The sequence below is a fragment of the Nesterenkonia sp. AN1 genome (genome assembly GCF_000582475.1).
Lineage (GTDB): Bacteria > Actinomycetota > Actinomycetes > Actinomycetales > Micrococcaceae > Nesterenkonia > Nesterenkonia aurantiaca.
On the sequence record NZ_JEMO01000001.1, the window covers coordinates 38,819 to 55,528 of the forward strand.

Annotated in this window: 19 protein-coding genes and 1 tRNA gene; 12 read left to right on the forward strand and 8 right to left on the reverse strand. The window is 68.6% G+C overall.

Translation table 11 applies throughout. From position 1 onward, the window contains the following. Positions 1-90: 90 nt before the first annotated feature. The 4 genes from BG28_RS00205 to BG28_RS00220 all read right to left on the reverse strand — a co-directional run bounded on the left by BG28_RS00205 (position 91) and on the right by BG28_RS00220 (position 4,304). Positions 91-1,749 carry a DNA repair helicase XPB gene (locus BG28_RS00205; RefSeq protein WP_036473120.1) on the reverse strand — a complete coding sequence of 553 codons (1,659 nt, stop codon included), beginning with the start codon at positions 1,747-1,749 and terminating at the stop codon, positions 91-93. Then, a complete protein-coding gene (locus BG28_RS00210; RefSeq protein WP_036473123.1) occupies positions 1,742-2,719 on the reverse strand; it encodes a helicase-associated domain-containing protein in 978 nt (325 codons plus the stop codon). Before BG28_RS00210 ends, BG28_RS00205 begins: the two co-directional genes overlap by 8 nt. Before the next feature lie 174 nt (positions 2,720-2,893). After that, entirely contained in the window at positions 2,894-4,036 is a 1,143-nt protein-coding gene (locus BG28_RS00215) for a hypothetical protein (protein WP_036473125.1), read from the reverse strand. Between the two features lies 1 nt (position 4,037). Further along, a complete protein-coding gene (locus BG28_RS00220) occupies positions 4,038-4,304 on the reverse strand; it encodes a hypothetical protein (RefSeq protein ID WP_051500745.1) in 267 nt (88 codons plus the stop codon). Between the two features lie 125 nt (positions 4,305-4,429). Between BG28_RS00220 and BG28_RS00225 the strand changes: the two genes are divergently transcribed. Further along, positions 4,430-4,813 carry a cold-shock protein gene (locus tag BG28_RS00225; protein WP_036473128.1) on the forward strand — a complete coding sequence of 128 codons (384 nt, stop codon included), beginning with the start codon at positions 4,430-4,432 and terminating at the stop codon, positions 4,811-4,813. A gap of 2 nt (positions 4,814-4,815) precedes the next feature. Continuing rightward, a complete protein-coding gene (locus tag BG28_RS00230; protein WP_051500746.1) occupies positions 4,816-5,301 on the forward strand; it encodes a DUF3027 domain-containing protein in 486 nt (161 codons plus the stop codon). A gap of 25 nt (positions 5,302-5,326) precedes the next feature. On the opposite strand, the gene serC is transcribed toward BG28_RS00230, so the two are convergent. Then, on the reverse strand, positions 5,327-6,442 hold the full coding sequence (serC, locus tag BG28_RS00235) for a phosphoserine transaminase (protein ID WP_036473130.1): 1,116 nt from the start codon (positions 6,440-6,442) through the stop codon (positions 5,327-5,329). Positions 6,443-6,623: 181 nt separating this feature from the next. On the opposite strand from serC, the gene BG28_RS00240 reads away from it, so the two are divergent. The 9 genes from BG28_RS00240 (at position 6,624) to BG28_RS00280 (ending at position 14,484) form a co-directional block, all read left to right on the forward strand. Then, positions 6,624-7,352: a metal-dependent transcriptional regulator gene (locus BG28_RS00240; RefSeq protein WP_036473132.1), complete on the forward strand. Its 729-nt coding sequence runs from the start codon at positions 6,624-6,626 to the stop codon at positions 7,350-7,352. 453 nt (positions 7,353-7,805) lie between these two features. Further along, on the forward strand, positions 7,806-8,657 hold the full coding sequence (locus BG28_RS00245) for a C40 family peptidase (protein WP_051500747.1): 852 nt from the start codon (positions 7,806-7,808) through the stop codon (positions 8,655-8,657). A gap of 251 nt (positions 8,658-8,908) precedes the next feature. Next, on the forward strand, positions 8,909-9,409 hold the full coding sequence (locus BG28_RS00250; protein WP_036473135.1) for an HNH endonuclease: 501 nt from the start codon (positions 8,909-8,911) through the stop codon (positions 9,407-9,409). Further along, positions 9,393-10,145 carry an NTP transferase domain-containing protein gene (locus BG28_RS13985; protein WP_051500748.1) on the forward strand — a complete coding sequence of 251 codons (753 nt, stop codon included), beginning with the start codon at positions 9,393-9,395 and terminating at the stop codon, positions 10,143-10,145. Before BG28_RS00250 ends, BG28_RS13985 begins: the two co-directional genes overlap by 17 nt. A 48-nt stretch (positions 10,146-10,193) precedes the next feature. Then, the gene (locus BG28_RS00260; protein ID WP_036473138.1) at positions 10,194-10,484 is read left to right on the forward strand and encodes a DUF6457 domain-containing protein; all 291 of its coding nucleotides are present in this window, start codon (positions 10,194-10,196) and stop codon (positions 10,482-10,484) included. Next, positions 10,481-11,746: a molybdopterin molybdotransferase MoeA gene (locus BG28_RS00265; protein ID WP_161634772.1), complete on the forward strand. Its 1,266-nt coding sequence runs from the start codon at positions 10,481-10,483 to the stop codon at positions 11,744-11,746. Before BG28_RS00260 ends, BG28_RS00265 begins: the two co-directional genes overlap by 4 nt. Next, positions 11,734-12,570: a formate dehydrogenase accessory sulfurtransferase FdhD gene (gene fdhD / locus BG28_RS00270; RefSeq protein ID WP_036473140.1), complete on the forward strand. Its 837-nt coding sequence runs from the start codon at positions 11,734-11,736 to the stop codon at positions 12,568-12,570. The genes BG28_RS00265 and fdhD overlap by 13 nt, the downstream gene beginning before the upstream one ends. Before the next feature lie 206 nt (positions 12,571-12,776). Next, positions 12,777-12,980: a cold-shock protein gene (locus BG28_RS00275; RefSeq protein WP_036473143.1), complete on the forward strand. Its 204-nt coding sequence runs from the start codon at positions 12,777-12,779 to the stop codon at positions 12,978-12,980. Positions 12,981-13,203: 223 nt separating this feature from the next. Further along, positions 13,204-14,484: an endo-1,4-beta-xylanase gene (locus BG28_RS00280; RefSeq protein ID WP_051500750.1), complete on the forward strand. Its 1,281-nt coding sequence runs from the start codon at positions 13,204-13,206 to the stop codon at positions 14,482-14,484. A gap of 26 nt (positions 14,485-14,510) precedes the next feature. On the opposite strand, the gene BG28_RS00285 is transcribed toward BG28_RS00280, so the two are convergent. Then, positions 14,511-15,632, reverse strand: a complete 1,122-nt coding sequence (locus BG28_RS00285) for an alkene reductase (RefSeq protein WP_051500751.1) — start codon at positions 15,630-15,632, stop codon at positions 14,511-14,513. A gap of 193 nt (positions 15,633-15,825) precedes the next feature. Between BG28_RS00285 and BG28_RS00290 the strand changes: the two genes are divergently transcribed. After that, positions 15,826-16,062: a hypothetical protein gene (locus tag BG28_RS00290; protein ID WP_036473145.1), complete on the forward strand. Its 237-nt coding sequence runs from the start codon at positions 15,826-15,828 to the stop codon at positions 16,060-16,062. 154 nt (positions 16,063-16,216) lie between these two features. Here BG28_RS00290 and BG28_RS15580 read toward each other — a convergent pair whose 3' ends face one another. Beyond that, the gene (locus BG28_RS15580) at positions 16,217-16,366 is read right to left on the reverse strand and encodes a hypothetical protein (protein WP_161634773.1); all 150 of its coding nucleotides are present in this window, start codon (positions 16,364-16,366) and stop codon (positions 16,217-16,219) included. Between the two features lie 250 nt (positions 16,367-16,616). After that, positions 16,617-16,692 (reverse strand) — tRNA-Arg (locus BG28_RS00295). Positions 16,693-16,710: the final 18 nt, after the last annotated feature.

Here is a 16,710-nt window from a genome sequence, read left to right on the forward strand (position 1 = left end):
TCTGCTCCCGGTATCTGGGAGATCGCTGGACACTTCCTGTTTGTTGAGTGGTGCTTCGGTTCTGTATCGCAGGCTGAGGGCTCGGTGGGTTCAGACGATGTCTTCGGCGTCGAGGATCGAGTACCCGTAACCCTGCTCGGAGAGGAACCGCTGGCGGCGGGCCGCATACTCCATGTCCACGGTGTCGCGGGTGACCACCGAGTAGAAGTGCGCCCGCTTGGGATCCTCGCCCTCGACGGCATTGCCGGGACGCAGCAGCCGTCCAAGGCGCTGCGCCTCCTCCTGGCGGGACCCGAAGGTGCCGGAGACCTGGATCGCCACGGAGGCCTGGGGCAGGTCGATGGAGAAGTTCGCGATCTTCGAGACCACCAGGACCTCCAGCTCGCCGGCGCGGAAGGCGTCGAACTGCTTCTGCCGGGCGGCCACGGAGGCCGATCCGGTGAGCACCGGAGCCCCCAGCTGCTCGCCGAGGCGTTGAAGCTGCTCCACGAACTGGCCGATCACCAGGACCTGCTCGCCCAGATACCTGTGGCGGGCCACCAGCCGGGCGACCACGGCGTCCTTGACCTCGGCCCCGGCAGCCAGCCGGTGCCTTTCCTTGTCTGCGGCGGAGGCATATTCCATCCGCAGGCTGCGCGGCATGTCGGTGCGCACCTCGATGCAGGTCGCAGGGGCGATCCAGCCCTGGGCCTCCATCTGCTTCCAAGGCGTGTCATAGCGTTTGGGTCCGATCAGCGAGAACACCTCGCGCTCCCGGCCGTCCTCGCGGACCAGCGTCGCTGTCAGGCCGAGCCGGCGGCGGGCCTGGAGGTCCGCGGTCATCCGGAAGATCGGGGCCGGCAGCAGGTGGACCTCGTCGTAGATGATCAGTCCCCAGTCGTGGCCGTTGAGCAGCTCCAGGTGGGTGAAGAGCTCGTTGCGCCGGGCCGCGAGCACCTGGTAGGTGGCGATGGTGACCGGACGGACCTCTTTCTTGGCACCAGAGTATTCGCCGATCTCCTCCTCGGTGAGCGAGGTGCGCTTGAGCAGCTCCGCCTTCCACTGCCGGGCGGAGACGGTGGAGTTCACCAGGATCAGCGTGATCGTTCCGGAGGTGGCCATCGCGGCGGCCCCGACCAGCGTCTTGCCGGCACCGCAGGGCAGCACGACGACGCCGGAGCCGGCCTGCCAGAAGTTGTCCACCGCCTCCTGCTGATATCCGCGCAGCGCCCAGCCCTCCTGGCGCAGCGCTATCGGGTGGGCGGTGCCGTCGACGAACCCGGCCAGGTCCTCGGCGGGCCAGCCGAGCCGCAGCAGCTGCTGCTTGAGCTCGCCGCGGGCCTGTCCGTGCACCGCCACGGTGTTCTCATCGATCTCGGGCCCGAGCAGCGAGGTCAGCGTCTTGGCGTGGCGCACCTCGCTCAGGATGCCGGGTTCCTGGCTGCGCAGCACCAGTCCATGGACCGGGTCCTTCTCCAGGCGCAGCCGCCCGTAGCGGCTCATCGTCTCGGCGATGTCCACCAGCAGCGCGTGCGGCACTGGGAATCGGGAGTGGTTGAGCAGGGTGTCGACCACGTATTCGGCGTCGAACCCGGCGGCGCGAGCATTCCAGAGCCCCAGCGGGGTGATCCGGTAGGTGTGGATGTGCTCCGGTGCGCGCTCGAGATCCGCGAAGGCCGCAACGGCTCGCCGGGCGGCATCGGCCGCGGGGTGATCGACCTCCAGCAGCACGGTCTTGTCCGACTGCACGATCAGCGGTCCATCAGCCATTGCTCTCCTCTAGGTTGCCTGGGTGCTCTGCAGATGCCTGCATGGAGCCCCCTTGCGGTGGGGTCTCTTGCGACGTGGTCTCCTCGACGGCGGCGATGCGGTGCAGCATCACCGTGGCATCGCCCTGATCGTCTCGCACCCGGATCCTGACCCGCCCGGCGTTCATCCCGGTGGGCACTCCGGTGAGCCGGTGCGTGCTGCCCTGCGGGGAGACCCGGATCAGCGTCAGCTCGCGCCGGCCGGCCAGTGCCGAGCGCAGCGTGCCGATCACGTCCTGGGTCGCGGCGGAGTCCGAGGACGACGACGGCGCAGCCCGCCCGGCCTGCCGCAGCGCGGCAGCAGTGGCGCGTAGCAGGTTCTCATCCTGCTCGCCCGGCTCCGCGCTGGTGATCCGCACCGGAGACTGCTCCCAGGGGGAGGTCTCCAGCGCCCAGGACGCGGTGTGCTCGGCCGATGTGCCCGCGGGCTCGCGGCGGTGACTCTCGGGTTCCGCCTCGGTGTGGCGCGCGGTGTTGAAGCCGGCCTCGGTCAGCGCCTGTTCCATCGCCTTAACGGGGGCTCGGCAGATCAGGATGTCCTCGGCCAGGACCTGCAGTCCGAGTCCGTCGAGCACCGGATGTGCCAGCATCGCCGCACGCTGGTCCGCGTCGGTGACCCGCAGCCAGGCGCCGGCCTCTCCGATCTGCACGCCGCGCCAGGTGCGCGCAGCATCTTCGACCTGGGTCCGCAGCGCGGCTGGCACCTCGGTGAGGCTGTGCGACTCGAGCCAGGTCAGCATCCCTGCCCCGGTCCATCCCCGGGTGAGGCCGCGGTGCAGCGATTCGGGGCTGAACCGGAAGGTCGGCACGGCCCCGTGTCCCTCGCGCTGGGCGAAATCGGCCAGCGCCGCGGCGCTGTCGGGGGAGAGCGCGCCGGTGGCGATCGCGGTCAGGTCCGACTGGACCAGGATGGTGTCCACCTGGGCAGGCATGGTGGATGCCAGCCGCTCGCCGAGGCGAGCTCAGACCCGGTCGCCAGCGCGCGCCGGCGCTCGGCGCGGGGTCTTGGCGCACAGCCTCCCGCGGCAGCGAACCCTCGAGCAGCGCATCCCCTGCGGTGCTCAGCGTCCCCACGGCGAAGAGGCCCAGCCGTTCGGCCTCGCGCATCAGCCAGGGCAGAAGGTGCATGCGCGCGCGCTCAGCAGCGGCCGCCGCGCGGCGAGTCGGCGTGGCAGCGCGCCGGTCAACGCGTCGGGGCCCGGCAGGTCATCCTCGGGCAGGTTCAGCGCGTAGAGCTGTCCCTCAGGTCCGGAGGGCTCCTCGATGAGCCCTCTTGCGGTCTCCAGCAGCGCGCGCCGCAGCTGCTCGGCGTCCCCGCGCTGGCGGTCCAGGCCCAGCGTCGGGGCGATCCGACTGCTGGGGTGGGGTCCGCGCAGGAGCATCGGCGCGCGGGGTGCCAACAGCCATCCGGAGACCAGCAGCTGGTGCTGATGCTGGCGCGCCGCGGCTCCCCATTGCTGCGCGAACCGCCCCGGGGACCAGGACTGCCCGTCGGCGAGCTCGATGAGTCCGCAGGCGGCCGTCAGCTCCAAGAGCCAACCGATCTCTCCGACGCTGGCATCGGTGCCGGTCAGAGCCCCGAGGGTGCCCGCGCTTGTGCGGCCTCGGGCGGAGCTCGAGGAGACGGGAGGTCCCCAGCGCGCGGAGGCTGCGGCGATTCGGCGCAGTTCGCGCATGCCGACCCCACCGGTGCGCAGTGTGGTGGCGGGGGAGGCGGCGAGCAGCGCAAGCAGCTCCGCGACGTCGTCGAGCAGCTCGGTGATGGCGGCCAGCGACGCGTTCTCGATCACGGCGGCCGAGGCGCTGGCCGGACTGGGCCTCGGCGCGGAGTCAGCCGCGAGGGTGCCGGCGAGCTCCGGAAGATGCGCGGTGAGCGAATCGATGATGTGCGGAAGCCGAGCCGGTGTCGCCAGGCTCTGCGCCGAACCGATCTCGCTGAAGAAGAGTCCCGCGGCGTGCAGAGCCTCCACGGCGGCAGGGTCTGGTTCCTGCCCCGGGTCTGCCTGCGCCAGGTCTGGAGCCTGCGCCGCGGCGCGGGCGAGGGTCACGGCGGCGCCGAGCGTCGCGGCATCCAGGCGCTGCAGATGGGTGCGGATGCTGGCCTCAGACCCCACCCGCACGGCCAGCGTGGTCAGATCCTGCGGGCTGGGCGCCAGCAGGTCAGGGCGAAGCCGCAGCAGCCTCGCCAGGCGGTCTTCGTCCCAGGTCTCAAGGCGCGCAAGCAGGGCTTCCAGGCTGAGCAGGGACACTTCAGCCGATGCCGGTGCCGCGGCGGCGCCGGTTCACCGAGAGCAGCAGAAACGCGATCAGCAGCGCGAACCCCAGCGGAAAGCCCCAGAGAGCTGCGACATAGAACGCCGGGTGCGGATCGGTCTCCATGAAGTACAGGCTCAGGATGACCAGCAGGGCGATCCCGGACAGTGCGGTGATGAGCACCCCGGACCAGAGCAGCGCCTGGGCCGGACGGGAGCCGCTGCGCCGGTGCGCGCCATGAGCGGCGCTCGTCGTGGAGGACATGCGGCGATTCTACCGCGCAGCTCCGGGAGTCCGGCGCCCAAGTTCGGGCTCCAGCACGGACGGCGGTACTCTAGAGGCCTTGATCATCAGTATCCGTCTCCAGCGATTCATGAGGTAAGCGCACCGTGCCAACCGGGAAAGTGAAGTGGTTCGACGCCGAGAAGGGCTTCGGGTTCCTGACTTCAGATGACGGCCAAGAGGTCTTCCTGCACTCTTCTGCCCTGCCGGCGGGAGTGCCCAGCGTCAAAGCGGGCGCACGCATGGAGTACGGCATCGCCGACGGCAGGCGCGGCAAGCAGGCGCTGTCGGTGCGGCTGCTCGAGGAGGCTCCCTCCGTGGCCCGCGCCACCCGCAAGCCTGCCGACGAGATGGCCGAGCTGGTCCAGGATCTGGTCAACGTCTTGGAGAACTCAACTGGAGCGCTGCGCAACGGGCACTACCCGCAGACCGCGCAGTCGAAGAAGATCGCTGCGATGCTGCGCCGCGTGGCCGATGAGTTTGACGCCTGATCATGACTGAACAGACCCCCGAGCCGGCCACCGGCGAGCAGTCCGGTCCCGAGCAGTCCAGTGCAGATCACACCGCCGCCAAGCAGTCCAGCGCGGTGAAGACCAGGCCCGAGCCGGCGGCCCGGACGCGCCGTCCCGGCAAGCCGAAGCTGGATGCGCTCCTGGCTGAGGCCGTCGACCTCGCCCACGACGCGCTCTACGAGATCGCCGACCCCGAGCAGGTGGGAGCTCACCTCGGGGTCACCGCCGAGGGGGACCGGCTGCTCACGCACCGCTTCGCCGCGGAGAAATCTGGATACCGAGGCTGGGAGTGGTTCGTCACCGTGGCCCGCGCACCCCGTGCCAAGCTGGTCACCGTCTGCGAGATCGGTCTGCTTCCGGGCGAGGACGCGCTCATCGCTCCCGAATGGGTGCCCTGGCTGGAGCGTATGAACGACGAGGAGCGGCAGGCTCACAAGGCGGAGCAGGCCGAAGCCGACGAGGCCTGAGCCTGCCCCGCTTCGATGAATCGGGTCAGTGACCCAGCACGTGGTCGATGCAGTGAAGCAGCCGAGTCACGTCCTCGGGCTCGATGGCGGTGAACGTCGCGATGCGCAGCTGATTGCGACCGAGCTTGCGGTACGGCTCGACGTCGACGATCCCGTGGGCGCGCAGCGTCTTGGCCACTTCGGCGGCATCCACCTCTTCGGCGAAGTCCACCGTGGTGATCACATTCGAGCGCTCCGCCGGATCTGCGACGAAGGGCTGGGCCAGCTCATGGGCTTCGGCCCAGGCGTAGACCCGCCCCGCGGAATCTGCCGTGCGGGCGGCGGCGAAGTCCATTCCGCCGAGCTCGTTGAGCCAGCGGACCTGCTCATTGAGCGTGACCAGCGTCGCCAGGGCCGGGGTGTTATAGGTCTGGTTCTTGCGTGAGTTCTCGATCGCCGTGCTCAGCTGCAGGAATTCCGGAACCCAGCGGGCGGCCGCAAGCTTCTCGGCGCGCTCCAGGGCCGCTGGAGACATCATGGCCAGCCACAGCCCGCCGTCGGAGGCGAAGTTCTTCTGCGGACCGAAGTAATACGCATCGGTCTCGGTGACGTCTACCGCCAGCCCGCCGGCGGCGGAGGTCCCGTCGATGAGCACCAGTGCGCCGTCGTCGGCCCCCTGGACCCGTTTGACCGGGGCCGCGACTCCGGTGGAGGTCTCATTATGCGGCCAGGCGTAGGCATCCACGCCCGGCTCCGCCACCGGCGCGGGCAGGGTCCCCGCCGCGGAGGTGAGGATGCTGGAGGCGTCGAGGAAGGGGGCGGTGTCCGTGGCCTTGGCGAACTTGGAGCCGAACTCGCCGAAAGACAGGTGCTGAGCCCGCTTCTCCACCAGGCAGAAGGATGCGATGTCCCAGAAGGCTGTGGAGCCGCCCACGCCGAGGATCAGCTCATAGCCCGCCGGGGCGCCGAAGAAGGTGTGCAGCCCCTCACGCACCTCACCGACCAGCTTCTTGACCGGGGCCTGCCGGTGGGAGGTGCCCAGCAGCTCCCGGCCGGCCGCTGAGAGCGCCTCGACCTGCGCGGAACGCACCTTGGAGGGCCCGGCGCCGAAGCGGCCGTCCTGCGGAAGCATCTCGTGCGGAATGGTGACGCGCTGGGACATGGGAGACTCCTAGATCGGTGAGCGGCGGTGGGCCCAGGAGCTGGCCTGGGCGGTCGCATCGGTCAGCGTCGTTGCCGAGGGGTTCCGGTGCGGAACTATGCTGTACAGCAGCTGCTTCCACCAGGACGAACAGCGCCGAGGCTCACGTTATCAAGGCTCGGCGCAGGAGAGTGAGTCACACGTGACCGATCTGATCGACACCACCGAGATGTATCTGCGCACGATCCTTGATCTCGAGGAAGAGGGGATCGTGCCGCTGCGTGCCCGGATCGCCGAGCGGCTCGAGCACTCCGGGCCCACGGTGTCCCAGACGGTGGCGCGCATGGAGCGTGACGGGCTGCTGGTGCTCACCACGGACCGTCGACTGCAGTTCACCGAGTCCGGCCGAGACCTCGCGGTGCAGGTGATGCGCAAGCATCGACTGGCCGAACGCCTGCTCTCCGACGTGATCGGACTGGAATGGCAGTACATCCACGAAGAGGCCTGCCGCTGGGAGCACGTGATGAGCGAGCGAGTGGAACGTCGACTGGTGGAGATCCTGCAGTCACCGGTGGAATCGCCCTACGGCAATCCCATCCCTGGCCTCGACCAGCTCGGGGTGGTGCTCTCGGAGCAGCCCCCGGTGCCGACGAAGATCACTATGCGCCACGCGGCCGAGGCAGATCCGGAAGGGCGAGACGATTCGCTGTGGATCGTCAAGCGCCTGGCGGAGTCGATCCAGATGGAGCCCGAGGTCCTGGAGCAGCTGCTCGAGGCGGGACTGCGCCCCGGCGGGGCCCTGCGGCTGCGAGGGGTGAATCAGGCCTACGTCATGCTGGAGGTCGTGATCGCGCCCGACGAGCAGCTGGAGGTCGAGCTGCCGCTGGAAGTCGCCCAGCACCTGTTCGTGGAAGTGTCATCGACCTCCTGAACGCCCTCCCGGGGCCTTCCAACACGGCAATGTCACGGTGAGATGACGCACATTGTCACGAAATGACATACGCCGCTTGGACTCGTCGTGTCCTGTCGAGGATCCCGATATTCGTCTCTGACAAGGGATTATAAAGAATTTCGAGGCATCCCTCAGGTGTGGCGACCTGTGTCTCATGCCGGGTCCTCAGTAGTTTTCTGCACCGACCGTGACCTGAGCGTGACAATTTTATCGATCTGTTATAACGTCGTACTCGTGTTCGCGGCCGATGTCCGAAGTCGCAGCGCCTCCGTCAGATCTTCTCCTGCCGCTGACCGGAGCACGAAAACTACCGCAAGGCAGGGTGCGGGGCATCGCGGTCGATCGAGACCTGAAGAACGTGAGCTTCCCGGCTTGCACTTCACTGAGGCGGCCCCGCAACTACAGGGAGAGGTTTCCAGAAAAGTGACAGACATGACTTTCGTCTCACGCCGTGACCGGCGCCGCCAGGCCAAGCCTTCACTGGCCAAGGCCGTGGCATCCAACGCCGGCACCTTCGGGCGCGGCGCGGCAGCTGCCGTCGCAGCATCCGGCCTGGTGATCTCCTCGGGAGTCGCCGCGAACGCCGGCACCGACATCCAGACCCCCGAGGTCACCACCCTGGACGTGAACGCCTCCGGCCTCAGCGTGGAGCGCGCCAGCACCACCTCCGCCGTCACGGTGTTCGCAGCCCAGGACGCCAAGCTTTCCTTCGACCGTCCCGTCGTGACCTCCACTCCGGCACCTGAGCCTGCACCGGCTCCCGCTCCGGCACCTGAGCCTGCACCGGCTCCTGAGCCCGCACCGGCACCTGAGCCTGCACCGGCACCCGAGCCCGAGACCCAGCAGGCGCAGTCCAACACCGGTCAGCAGTCCCAGGGCAACACCCAGGTCGCCTCCACGTCTTCCGCACAGAACGACGCCCCGGCATCCTCCAGCGGCGGCAACGGCTCGATCGTGGGCGCAGCCTACGCCGGCCTCGGCAACCCCTACTCCTTCGGTGGCACCTCACCTACTTCGGGTTGGGACTGCTCCGGCTTCATCAACTGGGCCTACAACCAGGCTGGCGTCTCGGTTCCCCGCAGCACCTACGCCATGATGGGTTCCATGCGCCAGGTCTCCTCGCCCTCCCCGGGCGACATCGTCATCCAGAACGGCGGCAGCCACGCTGCGATCTACGTCGGCAACGGCCAGCTCATCGGCGCGAACAACCCTCGCGTGGGCACCATCCAGTACCCGCTGGACTCCCCGTACTGGTCCAACACGATGTACCTCAGCGCCAACTGACGCTTCTGCCGCCTAGGCGGTGCAACACACCTCGGCCGCAGGGCGCGATCCTCATCGGGATCGCGCCCTGCGGCGTTCGTGTCCCCGGACGCCACGTCATCAAGTGGGCATCATGCTCGCCACGGTCTATATTGAGCCTGTACAGGCAGAGCAGAACGCTGTGGAACCCTGTGAGGACCGCGCCGAGAAGCGCGCTGAGGCGCACCGACCGGCAGCACGACGAGCAGGGGTGAACGCACGGGAGCCCCGATATGCGAACACTGGTGCTCAACGCAGGCTACGAGCCGCTGAGCGTGGTCACCTCACGCCGCGCCGCCGTGCTGGTCATGCACGGCAAGGCCAGCGTGCTTGCCGAGGACCACGCTCCGATCACCACCCCCTCCTCGCTGGTCCCACGTCCGGCGGTGATCCTGTTGCACCATTACGTCAGAGTCTCCCGCCGGCGACCTGCGGCGCCGTCACGAAGAAGCATCCTGCGCCGCGACGGTCGTCAGTGCACCTACTGCGCCCGGCCCGCCGCCACGGTGGACCATGTGATTCCGCGGGCCCGCGGCGGAGACTCCAGCTGGGAGAACCTGGTCGCCTGCTGTGGGACCTGCAACGCGCGCAAGGGCAGCAAGACCCTGGATGAGCTCGGCTGGACCCTGGGCATCACGCCCCAGGCACCCCCTCATCACGTCTGGATGCCGGTGGAGCTCGACGCACCCCGGGACGCTTGGATGCCATTCCTGAGCCATGCCTCCTCGCACTGAGCTTCGCCCCGGCGCAGCCGCGGCCGCGGGGTCTGCGATCTCCGCGATCCTGCTCGCCGGAGGACGCGGGAGCAGACTGGGCGGGGTGGACAAGGCTCTGCTCCGTCGCGGAGCTCAGACTCAGATCGAACGTTGGATCCAGGAGCTCCAGGGTCGAGACATCGCCACCGTGGTGGTGGGCCCACCGGCACTGGAACCGCTGATCCCTGGCTCGGTCCCGCTGGTGCGCGAGGCCCCCGGCTTCGCGGGGCCGGCCGCGGGAGTCCTCGCCGGAGCCGCCGCGCTGCAACGCCTCGGGCCAGACCCGGAGTCCGTTGGCAGCGCCGGGTCTGCCAAGAGTGAAGGTGCAGGCGCTGTCCCTACCCGATGGACCCTGCTGCTGGCGGTCGACCTGACCGAGCCTGCCGCTCTTCTGGACTGGCTCCTCGGCGAGCTCGAGAAGCCCGACGTCGAGAAGACCCATTCCGAGAAGCTCGACGTCGACGCGCCCATCGCGGTGCTGCCCCGTGATGCTTCGGGTCGGCAGCAATACCTCAGCAGCGCCGTGCCCACCGACTGGCTTCTCGGCCGGGTCGCAGCGCTCTCACCCTCCGAGGCCGAGGACCGTCCGCTCCGATGGTTGCTGCAAGGCCTGGAGGAGGCCGCGACGCTGCGCCGGCCGGTGGCCCCGCCCGAAGTCAGCGAGGACGTGGACACGCTTCATGACGCCCAGCGGCTCGGAATGCGCCTGCCCTGAGGTGCTCGGTTGTGAGACTCTGGGAGCAGTGTCAATCAAGGAGTCGCCATGTCGGCAGAAGCAGCGCAATCGCATGAGTCCATCGAGCTCTGGATCAAGGAGCTCGCGCATCACCTCGAGGTCGACGGCATCGAGATCGACATCGACGCCGTCCTGGCCCTGGCCGGCCAGGCGGCGCACACCGTGGTCCGCCCTGCGGCGCCGGTGACCACCTACCTCATCGGCTACGTCGCCGGGTTGGCCGAGGCCACCGGGCAGGCAGATTTCCAGACCGCCTCCCGCGCCGCCTCCCGGGTCGCGGCACAGCTGCTCGAACGCCGATCCGGAGCTGTGGGTTGACACAGCCCCGCACCGCGATGATCACTTTGACGCAGGCTCGGGAGCGAGCGGCCGCCGCTGGTCCGCTGGCCGCTGACCGGCTGAGCCTCCAGGAGGCCATAGGCGGCGTGCTGCTGGACCCGGTCCGGGCGCTGCAGGACATCCCGCATGCCTCAACCTCCGCCATGGACGGATGGGCACTGGCCGCAGACCCGCTGCGAAGCTCGACCGGGGGGCCCGAGTGGGCGCTGCGCCCCGAGCAGGCACAGAGCCCCGCAGACCGACCGGCCCCGCTGCTGCCAGGAGAAGCCACCGAGGTGCTCACCGGCTCCGTGGTCCCAACGGGAACCCATGCGGTGCTGCGCACCGAGCACGGGATCACCGACGGGCCTCGGCTCCGCGCCCTGAGCACCAGCCCCGACACCGCCCCGCAGCGTAATGTCCGCCCCGCCGGTGCGGAATGCCGCGCCGAAGACCAGTTGGTGCCAGCTGGGGCGGTGCTCACCCCGGCGCGAGCCGCCGTCGCCGCCGTCGCCGGACATGACCACGTCACGGTCATCCGCCGCCCACGCGTGCACCTGGTGCTCACCGGCGCGGAGGTCACCACCAGCGGGATGCCGGCACCCGGTGAGGTGCGTGACGTCTTCGGTCTGGCGCTGCCACAGATGCTCCACGAGATGGGAGCCGCCGCGGTGACAACCCAGCGGCTCGGCGACGATCCCGAGACACTTGCCGCCACACTCCGGCAGATCTCCGAGGTCGGGAGCGTCGACCTGATCGTCACCAGCGGCGGCACCGCGCACTCCCGCGCGGATGCGCTGCGACCGGCCCTGCACGCCCTCGGCGCCGAGCTCACCGTGGACTCCGTGGATATGCGTCCAGGTCACCCGGTCCTTCTGGCTCGACTGTCCCGCCGCAAGGAGCCCCTGTACCTGCTCGGTCTGCCCGGGAACCCGTTGGCCGGATTCTCCGCGCTGACCGCGCTGGGAGTGCCGCTGCTGCGTGCACTGCGCGGAATCCCCGCCGCGGAGCGCACGCCCACCGTGCGCCTCACCGCGGGAGCCCGGCTCCCGGCGGCGCGGCGCGGCGTCCGGCTGTTGCCCGTGCGGCGCGGCCCCAAGGGCGTGCTGCCCGCCGGCCACAGTCGCTCTCACATGATGCGCGGCCTGGCCCAGTCAGAGGCACTGGCGATCGTGCCCGAAGGCGGACTGGCACCCGGGGATCCGGTGGACTGCCTCTTGGTGCCTGGACAACGAGGAGAAGATTTCGAATGGGACGACTGACCGATCGCCGGCGCGTGATCACCCTGCGTGCGGGCGGCACCCGCAGCAAGGTCGACCTGCTCGCTGTGGAAGAGCCGCTGGAGCTGCGCCTGGCCGGGGAGTCCTTCACCGTGACCATGCGCACCCCCGGGCATGACTTCGAACTGGTCGCCGGGTTCCTGGTCGCCGAGGGGATCATCAGCTCCCAGGACCACCTGCGCAGCCTGCGCTACTGCGCCGGCACCGACGAGCAGGGGAATCAGACCTATAACGTCATCGACGCCGAGCTCGATCCCGCTCTGGCCCCGACCTCGCTGCTGCGCACCCGCAATGTCCTGACCACCTCCGCCTGCGGGATCTGCGGAACCACCTCCATCGACGCGGTGGAGAAGACCCTGCCGCCACGCATGCCCGAGATGCTGCAGCTCAACCAGGAGACGCTGCTCGCGCTGCCAGAGCTGATGCGCGAGAGCCAGGCGCTGTTCGGCAAGACCGGGGGAGTCCATGCCGCCGGGCTGTTCGACGCTGCGGGCACGCTGCTGTGCCTGCGGGAGGATGTCGGGCGGCACAACGCCGTGGATAAGGTGGTCGGATGGGCCCTGACTCAGGGCCGGCTCCCGCTGAGCGGCACCGTGCTGCAGGTCTCCGGGCGGGCTTCCTTCGAGCTCGTGCAGAAGGCGGCCCTGGCCGGGATCGAGATGCTCAGCGCGGTGGGGGCGCCGTCCTCGTTGGCGGTGGACCTCGCCGACCGCTCCGGGCTGACCTTGGCCGGGTTCTCCCGCGGCGGGTCCATCAACCTCTACACCCACTTCCAACGCGTCGAGATGCCGGACGAGCAGCCATGACCACGGCGCGCAGGCCGGATCACGAGCCCTCATCGAGACCGGTAGTGACCCCAGCCGATTATTAGCGTAGGCTGACGGAGTACTACAAGGGCTTCTACACCTATGCGGTCGCCCAAGTGGTCACCGCAATCGACCGGCCAGGTTGACTGCGGAACATGCATCGTGAGATCGATGCGTAGCAAGAGCAAGTATATTAAGGAAACATCATGGCTACAGGCACAGTTAAATGGTTCAACGCTGAAAAGGGCTATGGTTTCATTGCCCCCGAAGACGGTTCAGACGATGTCTTCGTGCACTTCAGCGCGATCACCACTTCCGGCTTCCGTTCCCTCGAGGAGAACCAGAAGGTTGAGTTCGAGACCGCCCGCGGCCCCAAGGGTCTTCAGGCTGAGAACGTCAACCCCCTCTGAGCTTCACTAAGTTCGCTGAGGATGGCTGCATAGCCTTCTGAAGCTGAGCATCTCGGGTTCGATGAACAGAACCTCACAGAGACCGGCCCCCTGAACTCGCATCAGCGAGATCAGGGGGCCGGTCTTCTTGCATGCCCGGGGTCTGCGCGGTCGACGGCGAGCAGGCCGGCGTCTCCGATGCGCTTCTGTGCACTAGATCACAGGGGCATGGCAGACTTGAGCCATGACCTCGCTGTTCACCGCCCCGGCACCTTCCCGCAGCTATGACCCGAGTCTGGCGCACCGCCGGTCCCAGACCACGCTCACCCTCAGCGACGCCACCGGGGCCCCGCTCGCCGACCGGGACGTGTTGGTGCGCCAGCGTGACCACGCCTTCGGGTTCGGCTGCATCGGGTTCGAGCTGATCGACTGGATCAATGGACGCTCCCAGGATGCCGCCGCGGACGCCGCGGTCGCCCAGCGCTGGCTGGCGCTGTTCAACAGGGCCACGCTGCCCTTCTACTGGGGCCGGTTCGAAGCGGTCCGCGGCGAACCGAAGACCGCCGAGCTGCTGGCGGCCGCGCGATGGTTCAAGGACCGCGGCATCGGAGTCAAGGGCCATCCGCTGCTCTGGCACACGCTGAGCCCGCCGTGGCTGATGGAGCTGGAGGTCGAGGAGATCGACCAGGCGCTGCGTGATCGGATCCGCCGCGAGGTCCGGGACTTCGCCGGGGTGATCGACACCTGGGACGCGATCAACGAGGCCGTCATCATGCCGGTGTTCCCCGTGGAGCCGAACGGGGTGACCACACTGGCCCGCCAGAAGGGGCGAGTGGCGATGATGCGGCTGGCCTTCGAGGAGGCGCGGGCGGCCAACCCGAACATCACGCTGCTGCTCAATGACTTCGACATGTCCACCGCCTACGAGTGCCTCATCGAGGCGGCCCTGGAGGCAGGGATCCAGATCGACCGGCTAGGTCTGCAGTCTCATATGCACCAGGGCACCTGGGGGGAGGAGCAGACGCTGCGCGTGCTGGAGCGCTTCTCCCGCTACAACATCCCGATCCACTTCACCGAGACCACGATCCTCTCCGGCACCCCCGTGCCCGCCGACATCTCTGACCTCAACGACTGGCTGGTCTCGCCCGAAGCGTGGCCCTCCACCGAGGAGGGCGAGGCGCGCCAGGCCGAAGAGGTCGAGGCCCACTACCGCCGTCTGCTGGGGCATCCGTCTGTGGAGTCACTGACCTACTGGGGTCTGCCGGACAAGGACATGTGGCTCAATGCGCCCGGCGGTCTGCTCCGCCGGGACGGCACCCCCAAACCGGCCTATGACAGGCTGCACCAGCTGATCAAGGGGGAGTGGTGGATGCCCGAGACGCCGCTGCGCACGGACGAGGCAGGGCGCCTGCAGTTCGAAGGGTTCCTCGGCGACTACGAGGTCGAACTCGACGGCGCCATCGCCCCGCTGACGATCCACGCGCCGGGTGCGGCGCACCTGGGTCTGCGCCTGCCACTCGCCTGAATCACCTGCGCCCAGGTCTGCGCGGGTCAGTTCTTCAGGGTCGCGTCTTCCAGCGCCGGGTAATCGGTGTAGCCGCGCTCGCCGCCCACGTAGAACGTGGTGGGATCGGGCTGGTTCTCCTCCAGCCCCAGCTCCCAGCGCCGGGCCAGGTCCGGGTTGGCGATGGCGGAGCGGCCCACGCCCACCGCCTCGGCCAGATCCTGCTCCACCAGCCGGACGGCCTCGTCCCGCGTGGTCTGCACGCCGAAGCCGGAGTTGGCGATCAGCGGGGCGCCGGAGACCGTGCGGATCAGCTGCACGATCTCGCTCGCGGGGTCCGCGTTGAGCACATCGATGTGGTTGAGCCCGAGTGGGGCGAAGCCTTCGGCCATCGAACGGTAGGTGGCCAGCGCGTCCTGGTGGTCCTCTTCCATCGCCCCCTGGATGTTGTGCTGCGGGGAGAGTCGGATGCCGGTGCGGTCCGCGCCGATCGCCTCAGACACCGAGGCCGCGACCTCCACCGAGAGCCGGGCCCGGTTCTCCGGGGATCCGCCGTAGCCATCGGTGCGGGTGTTGGAGCCCGGGGCGGTGAACTCGTGGAGCAGGTAGCCGTTGGCACCGTGGAGCTGCACCCCGTCGAAGCCCGCCTCGATGGCGTTGCGCGAGGCCTGGGTGAAGTCGGCGATGGTCTGTGCGACCTCCTCGGCGCTCAGCGCATGCGGCACCGGGTGCGGCGCCTTGCCCTCAGGCGTGCGGATCTCGCCAGGGGCGGCGAGAGCGCTGGGCGCAACGACGCGGCCGGTGCCCGAGATCAGCTCATGACCGATCCGCCCGCCATGCATGATCTGGGCGATGATCTTGCCCCCGGCGGCGTGCACCGACTCGGTGACCTTACGCCAGCCGGCGACCTGCTCGGCGGTCTCCAGGCCGGGCTGCCCGATCCAGGTGCGGCCCTCCATCACCGGGAAGGTGCCCTCGGTGACGATCAGGCCGAGCGACGCGCGCTGGGTGTAGTACTGGACCATCATCTGGTTGGGCACCCCGTCCTCGCCGGCGCGGATGCGGGTCAGCGGAGCCATCACAAGCCGGTTGCGCAGCTCGATGGCACCGAGGGAGAGCGGCGAGAAGAGCTGATCCTGCACCTGGCTGGCCTGGGCGGAAGAAGTCATGAAGAAGGTCCTTGTCTGCGAGGTTCTCGGCGCGGCTCGTTCCAGAGCCGCCCGATCTGTTCTTCCCAGAGCAACCGCGAGCGGAGGGCTTCGATTCCTGATCCGGGGCAAGGTCACATTCGACGGCGATATCCTGGGCCCATGGATCCCTGCCCCCCCCCGGCGGCCCTATCGATCCCGCCGCTAACAGGCGGTGGCCAGGCTGCAGGCGGCGCTGAGCGATGCCGGGATCGAGGCCGGTGATCACAGCATCGACGTGCTGACCGGCTTTGCCCTGGAGTCGAACGGTGGCGTCGTGACCATTCCGGCCAGACCGGGCCATGCGTGGAGGGGCCTGAAGATGGCACGCCCGGAGGAATGGCTCCTGGCCTACCGGCTGATGGGGCGAGCCGAGCGGGCAGAGGCGCTGCAGCGCCATCTCGGCCTCTGATCTGGGACGCCCCGGGAGGGATCGACCCTGTGACACGTGATTCGAGGAAAGGTGCATCTCTGGTGCCGTCAGGACATGCGAGAGGGCCGGTCATCAGGGCCGGCCCTCTCACCAGATCTACAGCAGCACACCAGCACCCACGCTGTTGCGTGACTCAGCCTCGAGTCGTGTAGTCCGTGTGTTCGTCTCCCAAGCCCTGCTGGTAGTTCTTGACCAGACGTAGTTCGCCTTCGAGTCTCTTGATCGACTCTTCCAGCGACCGAAGCTTGTGCAGGACCTCATCCTGGAAATTGGTCTCGGACATGTCGCTCTCCTCTAGGTAGCCCCGGTCCTGAGCGGGCCGGCTAGGTCTACTGTAGATGTGTTCTGCGACACTGCACCCGCTCGGAGGTCTCCGGATGGTCTGCGTGCCACCGGTGAGGAATCCTGGCCAGGCGAACCCTTGACCGACAAGCTGTGCCGTCGTCTTTGACGTCCAGGGTGGAGCCGGCCACCTGAATCAGAGGCGAAGAGCGGTCAACTCGGTGACACAAGGCGCTGATCAGTGGTTCTTCTGGTCCCCCCGGCAGGATTCGAACCTGCGACACCCGCTTTAGGAGAGCGGTGCTCTATCCCCTGAGCTACGGAGGGCTGCGCGGTGAGGATCAC

Bases quoted from the DNA above. Each gene is read 5' to 3' on its own strand.
- BG28_RS00205 (WP_036473120.1), bottom strand. From the start codon at position 1,749: ATGGCTGATGGACCGCTGATCGTGCAGTCGGACAAGACCGTGCTGCTG.
- BG28_RS00210 (WP_036473123.1), bottom strand. From the start codon at position 2,719: ATGCCTGCCCAGGTGGACACCATCCTGGTCCAGTCGGACCTGACCGCG.
- BG28_RS00220 (WP_051500745.1), bottom strand. From the start codon at position 4,304: ATGTCCTCCACGACGAGCGCCGCTCATGGCGCGCACCGGCGCAGCGGC.
- BG28_RS00230 (WP_051500746.1), top strand. From the start codon at position 4,816: ATGACTGAACAGACCCCCGAGCCGGCCACCGGCGAGCAGTCCGGTCCC.
- serC (WP_036473130.1), bottom strand. From the start codon at position 6,442: ATGTCCCAGCGCGTCACCATTCCGCACGAGATGCTTCCGCAGGACGGC.
- BG28_RS00245 (WP_051500747.1), top strand. From the start codon at position 7,806: ATGACTTTCGTCTCACGCCGTGACCGGCGCCGCCAGGCCAAGCCTTCA.
- BG28_RS00250 (WP_036473135.1), top strand. From the start codon at position 8,909: ATGCGAACACTGGTGCTCAACGCAGGCTACGAGCCGCTGAGCGTGGTC.
- BG28_RS13985 (WP_051500748.1), top strand. From the start codon at position 9,393: ATGCCTCCTCGCACTGAGCTTCGCCCCGGCGCAGCCGCGGCCGCGGGG.
- BG28_RS00260 (WP_036473138.1), top strand. From the start codon at position 10,194: ATGTCGGCAGAAGCAGCGCAATCGCATGAGTCCATCGAGCTCTGGATC.
- fdhD (WP_036473140.1), top strand. From the start codon at position 11,734: ATGGGACGACTGACCGATCGCCGGCGCGTGATCACCCTGCGTGCGGGC.
- BG28_RS00275 (WP_036473143.1), top strand. From the start codon at position 12,777: ATGGCTACAGGCACAGTTAAATGGTTCAACGCTGAAAAGGGCTATGGT.
- BG28_RS00280 (WP_051500750.1), top strand. From the start codon at position 13,204: ATGACCTCGCTGTTCACCGCCCCGGCACCTTCCCGCAGCTATGACCCG.
- BG28_RS00285 (WP_051500751.1), bottom strand. From the start codon at position 15,632: ATGACTTCTTCCGCCCAGGCCAGCCAGGTGCAGGATCAGCTCTTCTCG.
- BG28_RS15580 (WP_161634773.1), bottom strand. From the start codon at position 16,366: ATGTCCGAGACCAATTTCCAGGATGAGGTCCTGCACAAGCTTCGGTCG.